The 16,552-nt window shown below is 72.1% G+C and carries 16 protein-coding genes; 5 read left to right on the top strand and 11 right to left on the bottom strand.

Translation table 11 applies throughout. The features are described 5' to 3' along the window. Nucleotides 1-15 precede the first annotated feature (15 nt). The 11 genes from FF100_RS31935 to FF100_RS31885 form a co-directional block, all read right to left on the bottom strand. Nucleotides 16-1,545, bottom strand: a complete 1,530-nt coding sequence (locus tag FF100_RS31935; RefSeq protein ID WP_139040066.1) for a sensor domain-containing diguanylate cyclase — start codon at nucleotides 1,543-1,545, stop codon at nucleotides 16-18. 144 nt (nucleotides 1,546-1,689) lie between these two features. Then, complete coding sequence (gene fliP / locus FF100_RS31930) at nucleotides 1,690-2,463, bottom strand: flagellar type III secretion system pore protein FliP (RefSeq protein WP_171070413.1); 774 nt, start codon at nucleotides 2,461-2,463, stop codon at nucleotides 1,690-1,692. Continuing rightward, nucleotides 2,460-2,951 (bottom strand): flagellar basal body-associated FliL family protein, encoded by a 492-nt coding sequence (locus FF100_RS31925; RefSeq protein WP_139040065.1) that lies wholly within the window; start codon nucleotides 2,949-2,951, stop codon nucleotides 2,460-2,462. The genes fliP and FF100_RS31925 overlap by 4 nt, the downstream gene beginning before the upstream one ends. A gap of 128 nt (nucleotides 2,952-3,079) precedes the next feature. After that, complete coding sequence (flgH, locus tag FF100_RS31920) at nucleotides 3,080-3,802, bottom strand: flagellar basal body L-ring protein FlgH (RefSeq protein WP_139040064.1); 723 nt, start codon at nucleotides 3,800-3,802, stop codon at nucleotides 3,080-3,082. Beyond that, a complete protein-coding gene (locus tag FF100_RS31915; protein ID WP_139040063.1) occupies nucleotides 3,802-4,395 on the bottom strand; it encodes a MotE family protein in 594 nt (197 codons plus the stop codon). Before FF100_RS31915 ends, flgH begins: the two co-directional genes overlap by 1 nt. Further along, nucleotides 4,392-5,555 carry a flagellar basal body P-ring protein FlgI gene (gene flgI, locus FF100_RS31910; RefSeq protein ID WP_139040062.1) on the bottom strand — a complete coding sequence of 388 codons (1,164 nt, stop codon included), beginning with the start codon at nucleotides 5,553-5,555 and terminating at the stop codon, nucleotides 4,392-4,394. Before flgI ends, FF100_RS31915 begins: the two co-directional genes overlap by 4 nt. Then, entirely contained in the window at nucleotides 5,555-6,073 is a 519-nt protein-coding gene (gene flgA / locus FF100_RS31905; protein WP_139040061.1) for a flagellar basal body P-ring formation chaperone FlgA, read from the bottom strand. Before flgA ends, flgI begins: the two co-directional genes overlap by 1 nt. A 127-nt stretch (nucleotides 6,074-6,200) precedes the next feature. Continuing rightward, nucleotides 6,201-6,989, bottom strand: a complete 789-nt coding sequence (gene flgG, locus FF100_RS31900) for a flagellar basal-body rod protein FlgG (protein ID WP_139040060.1) — start codon at nucleotides 6,987-6,989, stop codon at nucleotides 6,201-6,203. 13 nt (nucleotides 6,990-7,002) lie between these two features. Beyond that, complete coding sequence (gene fliE / locus FF100_RS31895; protein ID WP_139040059.1) at nucleotides 7,003-7,353, bottom strand: flagellar hook-basal body complex protein FliE; 351 nt, start codon at nucleotides 7,351-7,353, stop codon at nucleotides 7,003-7,005. Between the two features lie 7 nt (nucleotides 7,354-7,360). After that, complete coding sequence (gene flgC / locus FF100_RS31890) at nucleotides 7,361-7,777, bottom strand: flagellar basal body rod protein FlgC (RefSeq protein ID WP_139040058.1); 417 nt, start codon at nucleotides 7,775-7,777, stop codon at nucleotides 7,361-7,363. After that, a complete protein-coding gene (locus FF100_RS31885) occupies nucleotides 7,774-8,154 on the bottom strand; it encodes a flagellar basal body protein (RefSeq protein ID WP_139040057.1) in 381 nt (126 codons plus the stop codon). The genes flgC and FF100_RS31885 overlap by 4 nt, the downstream gene beginning before the upstream one ends. 309 nt (nucleotides 8,155-8,463) lie before the next feature. On the opposite strand from FF100_RS31885, the gene FF100_RS38460 reads away from it, so the two are divergent. From FF100_RS38460 to FF100_RS31860, 5 genes are all read left to right on the top strand, one after another. Next, entirely contained in the window at nucleotides 8,464-11,163 is a 2,700-nt protein-coding gene (locus FF100_RS38460) for a heparinase II/III domain-containing protein (RefSeq protein ID WP_139040056.1), read from the top strand. Nucleotides 11,164-11,530: 367 nt separating this feature from the next. Then, nucleotides 11,531-13,378, top strand: a complete 1,848-nt coding sequence (locus tag FF100_RS31875; protein ID WP_139040055.1) for a glycoside hydrolase family 15 protein — start codon at nucleotides 11,531-11,533, stop codon at nucleotides 13,376-13,378. A gap of 149 nt (nucleotides 13,379-13,527) precedes the next feature. Further along, on the top strand, nucleotides 13,528-14,385 hold the full coding sequence (locus FF100_RS31870) for a transporter substrate-binding domain-containing protein (protein WP_139040054.1): 858 nt from the start codon (nucleotides 13,528-13,530) through the stop codon (nucleotides 14,383-14,385). Between the two features lie 181 nt (nucleotides 14,386-14,566). Then, complete coding sequence (locus tag FF100_RS31865) at nucleotides 14,567-15,409, top strand: transporter substrate-binding domain-containing protein (RefSeq protein ID WP_139040053.1); 843 nt, start codon at nucleotides 14,567-14,569, stop codon at nucleotides 15,407-15,409. A gap of 298 nt (nucleotides 15,410-15,707) precedes the next feature. Continuing rightward, nucleotides 15,708-16,550: a TIGR02285 family protein gene (locus FF100_RS31860; RefSeq protein ID WP_139040052.1), complete on the top strand. Its 843-nt coding sequence runs from the start codon at nucleotides 15,708-15,710 to the stop codon at nucleotides 16,548-16,550. Nucleotides 16,551-16,552 lie beyond the last annotated feature (2 nt).

Genomic DNA, 16,552 nt, shown 5'->3' with positions numbered 1-16,552 from the left:
CGCGGCTGCGGCGGATCATGTACCGACCAGGGTGCCGACCAGGCGCAGCGGCCCAGGATCGGCATCGGCGGCGCGCGTGCAGTTGCGGCCGGCGCCCTTCGCCGCGTAGAGCGCGGCGTCGGCCCGGCGGTAGAGGTCGTCCCGCAGGGTGTCGCCGGCGACGGGGCTGACGCCGAGGCCGATGCTCACGGTGACGCCGCCGGGGCCGATGCCGGCCGAGGGCAGGCCGAAGGTCGCCACCGCATCGTGGATCCGGCCGGCGATGCGCAGGCCGCCCTCGGCGTCGGTGTCGGGCAGCAGAACCGCGAATTCCTCGCCGCCGATCCGCGCCACGAGGTCGCCGGGCCGGTGGACGCTCGCCGACAGGCCGCGCGCCAGCCCCTTCAGCACCTCGTCGCCGACCGCATGCCCGTGGCGGTCGTTGCAGCTCTTGAAATGGTCGGCATCGACCACGAGCAGCGCGAGCGGCCGGCCGGCGCGCCTCGCCGTCGTCCAGGCATCCTCGAAGGCCTGCTCGAAGTGCCGCCGGTTCGGCAGGCCGGTGAGCGGGTCGGTCCGCGAGAGCCGGGCGAGCTCGGCCTCCAGCGCCGCCCGGCGGCGCAGGTCGCGCCCGTAGAGCAGCGAGAGCAGGACGGTCAGGCCGCACAGCACCAGCACGATCGTCCCGATCACCAGGGCCTTGGCGCGCCACTCGGCCTCGATCTCCCGGGTGGAGAGCGCGACGTTGATCAGGAGCGGCCACTCGCCGACCTGGGTGAAGGCGTAATGGCGCTCGATCCCGTCGCGCACCGACCGGTTGACGAAGGTGCCGGCGCGCTCGCGCACGAAGCGGTCGAAATTCTCCGTGCCGGCGATGTTCACGCCGATATCGGCCTCGTCGTAGGGGGGGCGCATCACGCGCGTGCCGTCGCGCTCGTAGAGGTTGATCGCGCCGTCGCGCCCGAGCGCGATCTGGTCGAACATGCGGCGGAAATAGCTGAGCCGGAGCGTCGCCAGGGCGATGCCGCCGAAGCTCCCGTCGGCCTTGTCGATGCGGCGGCTGAGCACGATCGTGCGGGCGCCGGTCAGGCGGGAGACCAGGGGCGCGCTGATGTGCAGGCCGAGATCGGCGCGGGCCTTGTGGACCTGGAAATAGGCGCGGTCCGCATAGTTGACCTTGCGGACCGGGACCTGCGCGGCGTCGGCGACGCCGTCGCCGTTCTCGTCAAGGACGAACATGTCGCCCATGTCCCGGGCCGTCGCCGCGCGGTCGAACAGGATGAGCCGGCGCAGGGCCGGCGTCGCCTCGGCCACCCCGGGCACCTTCAGGTTGTCGACGGCGGCGCGCAGGCCGAGATCGATGATCTCGACGTTGCGGGCGATGTCGCGCTCGATGACCTGGAGCAGGTTCCGGGAGGTCTGGTCCGCCTTGTCCCAGGCGTCGCGCCTGAGGTCGAGCAGCATCACCCCGGACAGGGCGAGCATGCCGGCGGGCGCCAGGACGCCGAGGGCGATCCAGGTGCGGGTCGAGCGCAGCCTTCGCGCGAGGCGGGGCGGCAAGGCCATCGGCGGGGTCTCTCGAGCGGATGTCTTCCTGCCCGTTTGATTGCACGCCAAAAATTGACGCGAACCCCATGCGGAGACCTAACGTCAGGCTTCTAACGGTAAGCTCCGGATGCGCCGTTCCCCCGCCCCGGCTCTCGACGACGGTTAGAAGAACGACCGGACCAGACCGCTCACCAGCAAATTCCAGCCGTCGATCAAGATGAAGAACAGTACCTTGAACGGCAGCGAGATCACCGTCGGCGGCAGCATCATCATGCCCATCGACATCACGATCGTGGAGACGATCATGTCGATGACGAGGAAGGGCAGGGCGATGAGGAACCCGATCTCGAAGCCGCGGCGCAGCTCCGAGATCATGAAGGCCGGGATCAGGATGCGCAGGTCGATCTTCTCCCCCTCTTGGGGCTTGGGGAAGTTGCGGCTGGCGAGGTCCTGGAAGGTCTGGAGATCCTTCGGGCGCACCTGGGCCGACATGAACTCGCGGAACGGGTCGGTGATGCGGGTGAAGGCCTCCTCCTCGCTGATCCGGTTCTCCTGGAGCGGCCGCACGCCCTCGCTCCAGGCCCGGTCGAAGGTCGGCGCCATGACGTAGAAGGTCATGAACAGCGACAGGCTGACGAGGAACAGGTTGGCCGGCGTGCTCTGCAGGCCCAGTCCCGAGCGCAGGAACGAGAACGCCACCGCGAAGCGGGTGAAGCTCGTCACCATCACGAGCAGGCCCGGCGCGAGCGACAGCACCGTCAGCAGCGCGACGAGCTGGAGGATGCGCCCGCTCGCCGCACCGTTGCCGGCGGGCAGCAGCGAATCGAGGGCAGGGATGCCGGTGACGGTGCCGGCAGCCCCCTGCGCCAGCGCCGCGCCGGCGGGAAGGATCAGGAGGAGGGCCGTCGCGACGACGAGCCTGGTGCGCCGGCTCACTGGACCACCAGCGCTTCGACGATGACCTCGCGCACCGCGCCCTTGGTCCGCAGGATGACGCGCTCGTTCAGGTCCTCGCGCAGGTGTTGCAGGCCGCTCGCCCCCTCGATCTGCGCCGTCGAGAGCGTGCGCAGATAGGCGATGATGTCGGTCTTGATCTCCGCCACGGTGATGTCCGGGGTCGGCAGGCTGCCGGTCTTGAACACCACCGAGGATTCGAGCCGGATCCAGGAATCCGCCGGCTCGGCGAGGTTCGTCACCACCGAGCCGACGCTGCGCAGGGTCAGGTCCCCGGCATAGTTCAGGACCTTGGCGGCCTTCTCGTGCTCCGCCGCCTCGCGCGCCTTCTCGCCCGCGGCCTTCTCGACGCTCGTCATCAGGTACATCCCGAGGGCGGCGCCGGTGCCGACCGCCACCAGGGTGCAGAGGGCGAGCGCGCCGATCCACGCCTTGCCGCCGCCCTTCTTCTTGTCGTCCTTGTCCGCCATCGCGGGTCCTTCGGGTTCTCAAGCATCGTCCGACGCAGTGGACACCGGCTCGTCGTAGACGATGCGGTACAATCAAAGACAGGAGGCATCGCCCGATGGCGGCGGCATCGGGCGATGCTGTACGGCCGTCAGAACGGCGCGACGGTCTCGAAGATCTGCTGGCCGAGGGTCGGTCCCTGCACGTCGGTCAGGCGGCCGCGGCCGCCATAGGAGACGCGGGCCTCGGCGATCTTGTCGTAGTCAATGGTGTTCTTGCGCGAGATGTCGCGCGGCCGCACGATGCCGGCGACGTTGAGCACCCGGACCTCGTTGTTGACCCGGATCTCCTGCGAGCCGCTGATCAGGAGGTTGCCGTTCGGCAGCACCTCGGTGATGACGGCGGCCACCGACAGGCTCAGGTTCTCCTTGCGGTCGATGGTGCCCTGGCCCTTGGTCTCGGTGCCGGAGCGGATGCCGGCATCGGCGGTGGCCGAATCCTTCAGCCCCGAGACGCCGTAGCCGAAATCGAAGCCGAGGCTCGACTTCTGGCTGCGCGAGCGGTCGCTGGCATTGTCGAACTGCGCCTTGTCGTTGATCAGGATGCTGACCGTCAGCACGTCGCCGATGTTGCGGGCGCGGGGATCCTGGAACAGGTCGGCGCTCGCCGGGGTCCAGGTCGAGTGGTAGCTGTGCCGGCCCTGGAGCGAGCCGAAGGTCGAGGGCAGGGCCTCGCGCGGGGCGGCGAGCCCGGTGCCGATCGGCGTCAGGGTCGGCGGGCGGCCGAACTCGTCGAGCCGGCTCTGGCAGCCGGCGAGGGACAGGCTCGACGCAGCGAGGGCGAGAAGGCAGGCGGCCGGAATCGGGCGGGTCATCACGATCTCTCGTTGTCCTTGCGGCGGCCGGCCTCGGCCATCCGGCGGGCGAGGGCGGCGGCGCGGGAGGCCTCCATCTCGGCGAGCACCGCGCTCGCCGTCCGGGAATTGAGCTTCACCAGGATCGCCGCGGCGTTGTCCTCGGGCATGTTGGAGAGCTGGAGCGCCGCGGCGTCGGCCCGCATCTTGGCGTAGACCGCCACCACGCTCTCGTCGGCCTTGGCCAGGAACTCCTTGCGGCGCTGGACCACCGCCTCGTACTCGGCGCGCTTCTCCTCGAGGCGGCGGATGCGCTCCTCGACCTGCTTCTCGAGCGCGGCGAGCTGCTCCTTCTGCCAGGCGAAGCGGGCATCGGCCGCCGCATCCGCGATGGTGGCGCAATAGCCGCTCTTGGCCGCCTCCTTGGCGTCCCGGGCGACGAAGTCCTGGGCGGTCGGCTCCTTGGGGGCGTCGCGGGCCGCGATGGCGCGCATCGCCGCGTCCTTGGCGGGGTCGCTCGCCGGAGCGCCGTGGCCGTCGCCGGCGGCCCGCGCCGGGCCGGAAAAGGCCAGGGCAGGCGCCAGCAGGAGGGCGGCGAGGAGGATCCGGGTCATTGCACGACGAGCTCCGCCTGGAGGGCGCCGGCGGTCTTCACCGCCTGGAGGATCGCGATGATGTCGGTGGGCTTGAGGCCGACCTGGTTGAGGCCGCGGACCAGCGTCTGCAGGTCCGAGCCGCCGATCACCGCGAGCCGGCCGGTCTCCTCGCGCGCCGTGACCTCGGTGCGCGGCACCACGGTGGTCTGGCCGTTGGAGAAGGGCGCGGGCTGCGACACCTCCGGCGTCTCGGTGACCCGCACCGTGAGGTTGCCGTGGGTGACCGCCACCGTGGAGATCTGCACGTTGCGGCCGATCACCACCGTGCCGGTGCGCTGGTCGACGACGACCCGGGCCGGCACGTCGGGCTGGATCGTCAGGTCGCCGATCTCGGCGACGAGCCGCGGCAGGACCATGTCGCGGGGGCGCTGGAGCACCACCGAGCGCTGGTCACGCGGGCTGGCGATGCGGCGGCGGAAGCGGCCGATCGCGTAGGCGTTGATGGCGTCGGCCACCAACGTCGCCGTCTTGAAGTCGGGGTTCTTCAGCTCGAAGATCAGCTCGGGCAGATCGCGGAACGCGCCCGGCACCTCGCGCTCGATCAGCGCGCCGTTGGGGATGCGGCCGGCGGTCGGCACGCCCTGCGTCAGCTGCTCGGCCTGGCCCTGGGCCGAGAACCCCGAGACCGCGAGCGGTCCCTGGGCGGCCGCATAGACGTTGCCGTCGCCGCCGGACAGGGGCGTCATCAGCAGGGTGCCGCCGCGCAGCGAGGTCGCGTCGCCGAGCGACGTGACGGTCACGTCGATGCGCGAGCCGGCGCCGACATAGGGCGGCAGGTCCGCCGTCACCATCACGGCGGCGACGTTGCGGGTGCGCAGGCGCGCATCGCGCACGTTGATGCCCATCCGGTCGAGCATCGATTGCAGCGACTGCTCGGTGAACTGGGCGTTGCGCAGGGTGTCGCCGGTGCCTTGCAGGCCGGTGACGAGGCCGTAGCCGACGATCTGGTTGTCGCGCACGCCCTTGAGGCTGGCGACGTCCTTGATCCGGGCGAAGCCGCCGGTGGCGATCACCGGCGCGGCGGCGTGCGCGGGCAGGACCGGCGCGCCGTCGAGGGCCAGCGCGAGGACCAGCGCCAGGACGAGACCCGCCTGAAGGACGCGGAGGGCGGCCCGCATCAGAACCCGCCGATCTTGATGCGCCCGTCGGGCATGACGGTGCCCAGCACGATGCGGTTGGTGTCGGTGTTGCGCACCCGGATGGTCTCGCCGAGGCCGCCATTCTGCAGCGGCGACCCGACCGCCGTGATGACGAGGCCGTTCTCCTCGAAGATCATCTGGGTCGGCGTGCCGCGGGTGACGAGGCGCGGATCGTCGACGGCGTTGACCGGCACCGGCTCGCCCGGCAGCAGCATCCGGCGGGCGGTGCGCCCGACGATGGCGAGCGGCGCGTCGATCACCGCGGCGCGGGCCCGGAAGGTCGTCGGGTAGGCCTGCAGCCGCAGCATCGATTCCTTGATCGTATCGCCCGGATAGATCGTCACGGTCGGCACCGGCAGCATCATCTCGTCGGCTGCGAGGGCGGCGGACGAGGAGGTCGGAGCGGCCACGCCGAGGGCGGCCGGAAGGCAGAGGCCGGCGAGCGCCAGCAGGAGACGGGAGTGCCGGAGGAAGTGGCGCCGGGGAGAGGAACGCATGGGGGTGTCGCGCCGGGAGGGAGGGCGCCGCCGGAAGCGGCGGCGAGGCAGTCTCACCGAACCCGGGCTCGTCGAAGTCAGGCTCGGGGATGGCGGGGTGCGGGCGTCCGGGCGGGCCGGAAGCCCCTCACCGGATGCCCTTGGAGATCGTGCCCGCCATCTCGTCGACGGCCTGGATCACCTTGGAGTTCATCTCGAACGAGCGCTGGGCGGTGATCAGGCTGGTGATCTCCTTCACCGGATCCACGTTCGAGCCCTCGAGGTAGCCCTGCTGCAGCTTGCCGTAGCTGGCGTCGCCCGGATTGCCGATCACCGCCGCGCCCGAGGCCGGGGTCTCGCGGTAGAGGCCGTTGCCGAGGGGCTCGAGGCCCGATTCGTTGGCGAAGTTGGCGATGGTGATCTGGCCGATATTCTGCTGCGCCACCTGGCCCTCGATCTTGGCGAAGACCTGGCCCGACTGGTTGATGGTGATCTCGGTCGCGGTCGGCGGGATCAGGATCGCCGGATCGACGGTGTAGCCTTCGAGCGTGACGAGCTGGCCGGTGGCGTTCTTGTTGAAGGCGCCGGCGCGGGTGTAGTTGATCTCGCCGCTCGGGCTGGTGATCTGGAAGTAGCCGCGGCCGTTGATGGCCAGGTCGAGCTGGTTTGCCGTATTGGTGAGCTGGCCCTGGCGGTGCAGGTTGCGGATCGCCGCGGCGCGCACGCCGAGGCCGAGCATCGCGCCCTCGGGGATCGCCTCCTGGCCGGACTGGTTGGGCACGCCCTGCTGCCGCTCGGCCTGGTAGAGCAGGTCGGTGAACTCGGCGCGCGCCCCCTTGAACCCGGTGGTGTTCAGGTTGGCGATGTTGTTGGCGATGACCTCGAGGTTGAGCTGCTGGGCGGACATGCCCGTGGCGGCGACGGCGAGCGCTCTCATCTGCGTGAAATCCTCAGATCGCCATGCGGCTCAGTTCGAGGTAGGCGGACACGACCTTGTCGCGGATGGCGACCGCGGTCTGCAGGCTCTGCTCGGCGGACATCACCGCCTCGACGACCTGCTGGGTCGAGACCTTGCCCTGGATCCCGGCGATCGAGGCGGCCTCGCCGGTGCGCAGGTCGTTGCGTACGCCCGTGGCGAAGCTCGCCATGATCTGCCCGAAATCGGTCGGCGCGGCGGCCTCGACGCCGGGCAGGCCGGCGCCGGTCACCGGAGGCAGCATGGCGCGCTGCAGGGGAGCGGCCTCGGGCCGGCCGGAGGCGGCGGCCCGGTCGAAGGCCGAGAGGGTGAGGGCCTCGATCATCGGATGCTCATGTCCTCAGGAGGTCGATCACGCTGGCCACCATCGCGCGGGCCTGCTTGATCACCTGCAGATTGGCTTCGTAGGAGCGGTTGGCCTCGCGCATGTCGGCCATCTCGATCAGGGCGTTCACGTTCGGCAGCTTGACGTTGCCGCTCTGGTCCGCCGCCGGGTTGCTCGGGTCGTACTCGACGCGGAACGGGGTCCTGTCGGTGTCGATGTCGCGCACCCGCACCGAGGCGGCGCCGACCGCGCGGTCGAGCTCGGCCTTGAAGGTCACGGTCTTGCGCGCATAGGGGTCGGCCCCCGGCGCGTCGCCGGTCGACTGGGCGTTGGCGAGGTTCTCCGACACCACCCGGATGCGCAGGGACTGGGCTTCGAGGCCCGCGCTCGCGAGGCGGGAGGCGGCGAGCAGGGGGTCGATCACGATCCGCTCCTCACGGCCAGCTTCAGCATGCGGTCGAAGCTGCGCACGATGCCGACATCGAGGTTGTGCTGGCGCGACACCTCGGCGGCCTTCAGCATCTCCTGCTCCAGGCTGACGCTGCTCGAGGTCTCGATCACGTCCCAGCCGGTCTTGTCCGTGCGGACCGGCACGCCGAGGCCCGGGGCGGCGAGATGCGCCTGCGCCGTCTGCGCCATGTCGGTACCGGTCCGGGCCAGCACCTGGGCGAACGGCGCGACATCCCGGGCCTGGTAGCCCTGGGTGTTGGCGTTCGCCACGTTGCCGGCGATCGCAGCCTGGCGCACCGACAGGTAGCTGCCGTGCCGCGAGGCGAGATCGAACAGGTAGACGCCCGTCACGCGACCCTCTCCATGCCCGCCACTCCTTGCCTGTCCCGAAACGACCCGATAGCCGGGCCTGCCGCGTAACCGACGATTTAGGATCGCTACCTTGCCCGAGGCTGGCGAAGCTGGCGGCGCAGCTGCCGTCCCGGGCGCGGGAGGCGCCGCCGTCCCACGCGGGCGCGGAGCCGTGCCCGGGGCCGAACCGCTGCCGGTCCGCGGCCGGCGGCGATCCGCCCGGGACTGCCGCTTTCGCCGCCTTGACAGGGGCGGCCCGTCCCCGGCACTGCCGCGGGGTACCCGTCCACACGGTCTTCCCTGCGCGCGATGCTTCCGGCCCTGCCGTTCCCCGAGCCGGTCCTGCTTCCGGTCCAGGCCCGCTACGCGGGCGGGGCGGGCCCTGGCGCGCGCGAGGGTGAGCACGCGATCACCGCCAACAACCGCTGGTCGCGGGTGCTCCTGACCTTCGCCGACCTGCCGGCGGGGACCCGGTGCTGCCTCGAAGGGCGCCTCGCCTGGGCCCCCGACGAGGAGGGGGGCCAGGCCCTCGACTTCGCCCTCGCCGGCTTCGACTTCCTCGCCGCCGACGGGTCGAGCCTCGACGTCGAGCAGGTTCCCGGCCTCGCCCGCACCCTGCTCGATCCCCACAGCGCCTGGATCGCCGGGCCGGCCTGCCAGCCCGCCGGCAGCGAGTTCCTGCGGACGGCGCCGTTGCGGGTGGCGTTCGGGGTGCCGCCCCAGGCCCACGGCCTCGCGCTGACGCTCCGCTCCTGGCGCAACACCGCGGGGTTCACCGTCGCCGACCTGCGCCTGCGGCCCGGGGCGATGCTGGACGAAAGGGAGTTCCGGCGCCGCCGCCTCGGCCCGGTGCCCGATCTCCTGCGCCACGCCCTGGTGCCGGATCTCGGCCTCGTCGTGCGCGGGCAGATCCATGCCGGCCGGCCGAGGGAGCACGCGGCGCGGGTGAGCCTCGTCTACCGCGACCGCGACGGGGCGGAGATTCCGCCGCCCTATCCGGGCACCGTCTCGGTGCCGGGCTCCGACGACAGGCCGGGCCTCGGCGCGACGATCAACCTGCCGGCCCAGCCGCAGGCGCGCCGCTTCACCCTCGACCTGGAGCCGCCGCCCGGCGCCGCCAGCCTCGATCTCGGCTTCTGCACCTGGGAGGAGGAGGGCGAGCGGCTGCCCGTCGTCGAGCTGCTCGGGCCGCCGGAAGTGGCACTGGAGGACCGGTTCCGGCTCGAGAGCCTGTGCGGCGACGACCTCCTCGACGCGCCGGGCTTCCTCGCCCGCCTCTCGGCCCGGCTCGGGCGCGATCCCGGCGCCGAGGCCGCCTGGATCCCTGACCCCGGCGAGGCCGGCGCCGCCGCGCTGCCGCTCGCCCGCGCCCGGGCCCTGCGGGGCGAGGAGCGCCCGGTCGCGCTGCGCCCCGATGGCGGCCTCGTCCTGCGCCTCGCCGGAGGCCCGGACTGGCCGCTGCCGGAGGATCCCGGCTTCCGCGATGACCCGTTCCGCGCCACCCCGTCGGTCTCGATTCCCTGGCGCCTCGCCTACCAGTCCCTGTCCTGGCTCCCGGCCCTCGCCGAGGCGGCGCCGGCCCGGGCGCTCGGCCTCGCGCAGGCCTGGTCGCGGGCCAATCCGTGGGGCCAGCCGGCGGATCCCCTGAGCCTGCATCCCGGGGCGCTGCCGGCCCGGGCGGAGGTGTGGATCGGGCTCCTCGCCCTGCCGGGGGCCGGGGCGGCGGCGCCGCTCCTGACCGGGGAGGCGGTGCGGCACGGCTTCGCCCTGGCGGAGATCGTCGGCCAGAACACCTTCGGGCGCAGCCTGCACCAGCTCCAAGCCGCCGCCGCGCTCCTGGCCATCGCCCGCGCCCTGCCGCGCCTGCCGCTCGCCGGCCACTGGGATGGGCTCGCCCGCGAGAGCCTGCGCGACGGCCTGCCGGCGCTGCTGCCGGCGGACGGGCGCCTTTCGGAATCCTCGCTGCACCGCCGCCTCGACCTCGTCACCCTCGGGCGGGCGCTCAAGGACCTCCTCGGCGAGGCGGCGCCCGGCCCTCTGGTGGCCGCCCGCACCGAGGCGGCCCTCGCCGACCTTGCCGGTCTCCTCGATCCGGGCGGGCGGCTGCCGCCCTTCGGCGAGGTGTTTCCGGGGATCGACGATGCCGGCTGGATCGCCCGCCTGCGCGGCGGCACCGGGCTGGTGGCGCAGCGCCCGGCGCTCCAGGCCGCGGCCGCCGCCGCCTCGTCGAGCGTGAGTCCCGACGGCCTGTCGGCCCGCCACGAGACCGCCGGCCGCGGCTGGGCGCACTTCGCCTGCACCTTCGCCGAGACCGCGCCGCAGGGCCACGCCGACTGCACCTCCTACGTCTACGCGGCCAATTCCACCCGATGGATCGTCGAGGCCGGCGGCTCGGAGCAGGCCGAGACCGGGGCGGTGCGCCATTACCTGCTCTCGGCCCGCGCCCACAACGTCGCGGTGCCGGACGGGCGCGAGCCGATGGCCGGGCGCGGCCGCCACCGCGGCAGCCTGGCGCTGCCGGGCGGGATCGCCCACGCGGTCGAGACCGACGTGCACGGGCCGGGCCTGCGCCACCGCCGGGTCTTCGTGCTGCCGAACGACCTCTCGGGCCTCGCCGTCATCGACCGCTTCACCACCGCCGATGGCGGCGCCCTGGCCTTCCGGGCCTTCGCCCACCTGGCACCCGAGAGCCTGGTGGCGATCGAGGGGCCGCGCCGGGCCCAGGCCCGCCAGGCCGGCCGGCGCCTCGGCCTCGTGCCCTTCGCCATCGCCGGCCGGGTGGCGGGGCTCGACGCGGTGATCGCCCGCAGCGAGCGCCCCGGCACGATGCAGGGCTTCGTCGTCGCCCGCCCCGGGGCGCTGGAACCCGCCTGCACCCTGCGCTACGCGGTCTCGGGCCGCGGCACGGTCTGCGGCGGGCTGCTGATGGCGATCGACGGCCCGGCCGAGGATTCCCTGGCGCGGATCCTGGCGCGGGACGAGCTGACGCCGTTCGTGATGGGGGAGTGAGCGACCCCCTCGCCCGAGACCGAGCACAAGACTTCGCGCAGTCCCCGCCGGATCGCGACGCTGCCCGTACAGACCCGCTGCGCGGCGAGCCTGACGGCTGGGTCCGGATCTCCGTCCGCCGACGCTCCGGCCGCCCGGGAAAGGGGAGGCATACGAGGGGCCGGCAAGCCGTGTCACGGTTTCCGCGTGACGTTAATCCTCGCAGAAATTTCCCCGTCGCATCGGGAACACCGGCGAAGCCCATCCATTCGTCCGGCATGTCGCTGGGTCACGAGCCGACGCGAGGGGAGGGCGTGCGACCGGTCGGCGCCTTTCTCGCGCGGCCGGCGAGATCCGGCTTCCCCCTCCCGCCCGAGCCCCTCACCCGATGCACGACCCGGACGCGCGGCCCTACCAGCCCATCGAGGCCTACGGCCTCCTCAGCAACTGCCACGGCTGCGCCCTCGTCGCCCGCGACGGCTCGATCGACTGGGCCTGCCTCGAACGGTTCGATGCGCCGCCGGTCTTCTCGCGCCTGCTCGACCGCCGCCGCGGCGGCTTCTTCGCCCTGGCGCCCGAGGGGCCGTTCGAGAGCGCCCGGCTCTACCTGCCGGGCACCAACATCCTCGAGACCACCTTCACCTGCGCCACCGGGGTGGCGACCGTCCACGACTTCATGCTGGCGCCCGAGCCCGGCCGGACGCTGCCCTGCCTCGTGCGGCTGGTCACCGGCGTCTCCGGCGCGGTGCCGATGCGGGCGGTCTATCGGCCGCTCGCGGGGTTCTCGGAGCATCGTCCGGTCCTCGTCCCGGTTCCGGGCGGCGCCGGGGCGGAGGGCCTGCCGGACCTGATCGCCGACTTGGCCCTGGTGGTCGAGGGCGGCGAGGCTCTGGCCCGCTTCACCGTCGCGCACGGGGACGAGCAATCCTTCGCGCTCTTCTCCGGTGGTGTCGGGGACATCGCCTCCTTGCGACCGCGCGACCTGATGGAGGCGGCGCGCCGGGCCTGGACCGGCTGGTCGGCCGGCGCCGCCTATGACGGTCCCCACGCCGACGCGCTCCTGCGCAGCGCCCTCACCCTCAAGGCGCTGACCTACGCGCCGTCGGGGGCCATCGTGGCCGCGGCCACCACCTCGCTGCCCGAGGAGATCGGCGGCATCCGCAACTGGGATTACCGGTTCTGCTGGATCCGCGACGCCTGCCTGTCGTTCTACGTGCTGAAGAAGTTCGGCATGGTGGCGGAGGCGGAGGCGTTCTTCCGCTTCATCGGTGGGCTCGCCGAGCGCGACGACGGGGGCCTGAAGCCCCTCTACGCCATCGCCGGCGAGGCCGACCTCACCGAGCACGAGGCGGCGCATTTCGAGGGCTGGCGCGGCAGCGCCCCGGTCCGCTACGGCAACGAGGCGGCCGAGCAGCACCAGAGCGACGCCTACGGCCAGGTGCTCGATCTCCTCCATCTGTATCGCAGCCTCGGCGGCACGCTCCCCGACGCGATGGAGCGCCAGGCTGTCCGGCTCGCCGATTTCGCCGCCGCCCATTGGCACGAGACGGATGCCGGCCTGTGGGAGCCGCGCAAGCCCGAACAGCACTACCTGCACGCCGCGATCATGAACTGGGTCGCGGTCGACCGGGCGATCCGGTTGTTCGGCGAGCGGCCGCATTGGTGCGCGGCGCGCGATGCCATCGTCGCCCGGGTCAACGGGGAGGGGGTGCACCGCGACGGCTACTACCCTCAGTTCATCGGCAGCGACGATCCCGACGCCGCCCTGCTGATCGCCCCGATGGTCGGATTCCCGGTCGACGAGGCGGTGTTCGCCCTCACGGTCGAGGTGGTGATCGAACGCCTCGGCCACGGCCCGCTGGTCTACCGCTACCGCAACGACGACGGGCTGCCGGGCCACGAGGGCACGTTCCTGATCTGCGCCTTCTGGCTCGTCGACGCGCTGGCCTGGCTCGGCCGCACCGAGGAGGCGCAGACCCGCTTCGACGCCCTGCGGGCGCTCCAGAACGACGTCGGCCTCTACGCCGAGGAAGTGGCGGAGGACCGGACCTTCCTCGGCAACTTCCCCCAGGCCTTCAGCCATCTCGCCTTCATCCACAGCGCCCTCGTCCTCGACCTCGCGGCCCAGGGCGGACGGGCGGCAGTGGCCGGCACCTATGCCGACCGCACCCTGCGCGAGACGCGCTGGCGCCGGGTGCCGTGGATCGTGGCACCGGATTCCGGGCCGGACGCCTGAGCTGCCGCCGGCCCGGCGCATTGCCGGTCACCGAACGGCGCGGCATGACCACCGCGTCGGGGTTTCGATGATCCTCGCGGCAATTAACTCGGTCTTGAAGGTCGGGCGGCATCCACTGTGCGTTGACGTACGGTCTCGCAGGACAGGTCATGAAGAACGGACTTGGTCGTGCGGGCCTGGCCGCCGCGCTCGCCCTGGCTCTCGCGCCGGCCGCCCTGAGGCCGGCAGGGGCGGACGAGACGCGGCTCACCTGGCCGATCTTCGACGCGCCGCCCTTCACGATCGTCGAGGGCGAGAACCGCGGCACCGGCATCTTCGACCGGATTCGCCAGCTCCTCGCCGCAAGGCTGACCGGCTACGCCGTCGCGAGCGTGACGGTGCCGTTCCCGCGCATCGTCGCGTCGCTCAAGGCCGGCGAGGAATGGTGCTTCGTCGGCGGCGTGCGGACGCCCGAGCGCGAGCGTTTCGCGGCGTTCTCCCGTCCGGTGGCGATGTTCTATCCCTTGCGCGTCGTCGTGCCCGCGTCGAAACGGGCCCGCTTCGAGGCGCTCGCGCCCCTGTCCCTTCGCGGCCTGCTCGCCGACCACCGCGCGTTGCGCACCAGCATGCTGCGCGACCGCGCCATCGCCCCGGGCATCGACGCCCTGTTCCGGCAATACCCGCCGGGGCAGACCTATGCCCGGTTCGAGGAGGCGTACCGCATGCTGCTGAACGATCGCCTCGACTACCTCGTCGATTTCTCCAGCATCACGGCCTACAACGCCCGCCTTCTCGGGGCGCCGACCGCCTTCGTGGGCCTGGCCTTCGCGGAGAGCCCTGAGCCGGTCTTCGCCCGGGTGATGTGCGCGGGCACGCCCTGGGGGCGGGAGGTGGTGGCGCGCATCGACGCGGTGCTGGCGGCCGAGCGGGCGAGCCCGGCCTACCGCGAGATCGTCGAGGCCTGGTCAGCGGAGGCGGACCTGCCGCGCATCCGCGCCGCCTACGACGCCTTCCTGGCCAGCGACTGAGCCGGAGGGTGCCCGCACTGCCCTGGGGCCGACGGAGTATCAACAATCTAAAATTGCAATCTTGTGGAGCCTCATCATATGGGCTGCTTCGCCTGGATCACGATCACACGTCTTTTGATTTGATTTTGAAGGCAAGGCCTGTCTTGGCCGGCGCCTGGTCGGGGGATCCACAGGAGGCGTCATGGTGAAACGGTGCGGTCTTGCCGGTCTGGTCGTCACGCTTGCCCTGACCGGGCCGGCACGGGCCGAGACGCGGCAGATCACCTGGTCGGTCTTCGATGCACCGCCCTACACGATCGTCGAGGGCGCGAATCGCGACAACGGCATCTCCGACCGGATCCGCCGTCTCCTCACCGCCCGGCTGACCGAGTACAGCCATTCCACCCTGACGGTGCCGTTCCCGCGCATCCTCACCTCGCTCAAGCAGGGCGCCGAATGGTGCTTCGTCGGCGGCGTGCGGACCCCGGAACGCGAGGGCTTCGCGGCGTTCTCGCGGCCCGTGGCGATGTTCTATCCCCTGCGCATCGTCGTGCGTGCCGAGAACCGCGCCCGCTTCGAGGCGCTCGGGCCGCTCTCCCTGCGCAACCTGCTGACCGAGCATCGCGCGTTGCGCACCAGCATGCTGCGCAACCGCGCCATCGCCCCGGCCGCCGACGCGCTGTTCCGGCAATACCCGCCGGGGCAGACCTATTCCGAATTCGGCGAGGCGTTCCGCATGCTGCTGAACGACCGGCTCGACTACCTCGTCGAGTTCTCCAGCATCGCGGCCTACCACGCCCGCCTTCTCGGGGCGCCGGACGCGTTCGTGGGCTTCCCCTTCGCGGAGGAGAACCAGGAACCGGTGTTCCCCCGGGTGATGTGCGCGGGCACGCCCTGGGGGCGGGAGGTGGTGGCGCGCATCGATGCGGTGCTGGCGGCCGAGCGGGCGAGCCCGGCCTACCGCGAGATCGTCGAGGCCTGGGCGGCGGAGGCGGACCTGCCGCGCATCCGCGCCGTCTACGACACGTTCCTGGCGAGCGATTGATCCGGCAGGGGATCGGTGCGCGAGCGATGGAAGCACCGCCCGATCGCGGTGCCATCGGAGGCTGCTCCCGATCTCTGAGCGGGCCGCGTCGTCGTCGACTGGGCGGTGCCCACGTCTCCGGACCCTCCGCTTGGCCGGACGGCGACCGCGGCGCGCTCGCCATCGCGAATTGCGAGGTTTTCCAGGCTTGCCGCGCGAAGGCGCCGCGCCCGGATCACGACGACGCGTCGCTTAACGTGATGTTGAAGCTGAGACCTGCATGGATTGGTGACGGGTCGAGGACGTCACGGGAAGCGTCATGGTGAAACGGTGCGGTCTCGCCGGTCTGGTCGTCGCGCTCGCCCTGGCGGGGCCGGCGCGGGCCGAAGGCGAGCAGATCACGTGGACGGTCTACGAGGCGCCGCCCTTCATGATGGCCGAGGGCGAGGAGCGCAATACCGGCATCTTCGACCGGATCCGCCGTCTCCTCACCGCCCGGCTGACCGAGTACAGCCAGTCCACCCTGACGGTGCCGTTCCCGCGCATCCTCACCTCGCTCAAGCAGGGCGCCGAATGGTGCTTCGTCGGCGGCGTGAGGACCCCGGAACGCGAGGGCTTCGCGGTGTTCTCGCGGCCCGTGGCGATGTTCTATCCCCTGCGCATCGTCGTGCGTGCCGAGAACCGCGCCCGCTTCGAGGCGCTCGGGCCGCTCTCCCTGCGCAACCTGCTGACCGAGCATCGCGCGTTGCGCACCAGCATGCTGCGCAACCGCGCCATCGCCCCGGGCATCGACGCGCTGTTCCGGCAATACCCGCCGGGGCAGACCCATTCCGAATTCGGCGAGGCGTTCCGCATGCTGCTGAACGACCGGCTCGACTACCTCGTCGAGTTCTCCAGCAGCGCGGCCTACCACGCCCGCCTTCTCGGGGCGCCGGACGCGTTCGTGGGCTTCCCCTTCGCGGAGGAGAACCCGGAGCCGGTCTTCGCCCGGGTGATGTGCGCGGGCACGCCCTGGGGGCGGGAGGTGGTGGCGCGCATCGATGCGGTGCTGGCGGCCGAGCGGGCGAGCCCGGCCTACCGCGAGATCGTCGAGGCCTGGGCGGCGGAGGCGGACCTGCCGCGCATCCGCGCCGTCTACGACACGTTCCTGGCGAGCGATTGACG

The sequence above is a fragment of the Methylobacterium terricola genome (assembly GCF_006151805.1).
GTDB lineage: Bacteria > Pseudomonadota > Alphaproteobacteria > Rhizobiales > Beijerinckiaceae > Methylobacterium > Methylobacterium terricola.
The sequence above is the reverse complement of the archived record's forward strand: the minus strand, read 5'-3'. Positions and strand labels throughout refer to the sequence as shown.

Coding starts and splice junctions, on each gene's coding strand:
- flgG (WP_139040060.1), bottom strand. CDS start 6,989: ATGAGAGCGCTCGCCGTCGCCGCCACGGGCATGTCCGCCCAGCAGCTC.
- FF100_RS38460 (WP_139040056.1), top strand. CDS start 8,464: ATGCTTCCGGCCCTGCCGTTCCCCGAGCCGGTCCTGCTTCCGGTCCAG.
- FF100_RS31935 (WP_139040066.1), bottom strand. CDS start 1,545: ATGGCCTTGCCGCCCCGCCTCGCGCGAAGGCTGCGCTCGACCCGCACC.
- FF100_RS31925 (WP_139040065.1), bottom strand. CDS start 2,951: ATGGCGGACAAGGACGACAAGAAGAAGGGCGGCGGCAAGGCGTGGATC.
- FF100_RS31860 (WP_139040052.1), top strand. CDS start 15,708: ATGGTGAAACGGTGCGGTCTCGCCGGTCTGGTCGTCGCGCTCGCCCTG.
- FF100_RS31870 (WP_139040054.1), top strand. CDS start 13,528: ATGAAGAACGGACTTGGTCGTGCGGGCCTGGCCGCCGCGCTCGCCCTG.
- FF100_RS31865 (WP_139040053.1), top strand. CDS start 14,567: ATGGTGAAACGGTGCGGTCTTGCCGGTCTGGTCGTCACGCTTGCCCTG.
- flgI (WP_139040062.1), bottom strand. CDS start 5,555: ATGCGGGCCGCCCTCCGCGTCCTTCAGGCGGGTCTCGTCCTGGCGCTG.
- fliE (WP_139040059.1), bottom strand. CDS start 7,353: ATGATCGAGGCCCTCACCCTCTCGGCCTTCGACCGGGCCGCCGCCTCC.
- flgH (WP_139040064.1), bottom strand. CDS start 3,802: ATGACCCGCCCGATTCCGGCCGCCTGCCTTCTCGCCCTCGCTGCGTCG.
- FF100_RS31875 (WP_139040055.1), top strand. CDS start 11,531: ATGCACGACCCGGACGCGCGGCCCTACCAGCCCATCGAGGCCTACGGC.
- FF100_RS31915 (WP_139040063.1), bottom strand. CDS start 4,395: ATGACCCGGATCCTCCTCGCCGCCCTCCTGCTGGCGCCTGCCCTGGCC.
- flgA (WP_139040061.1), bottom strand. CDS start 6,073: ATGCGTTCCTCTCCCCGGCGCCACTTCCTCCGGCACTCCCGTCTCCTG.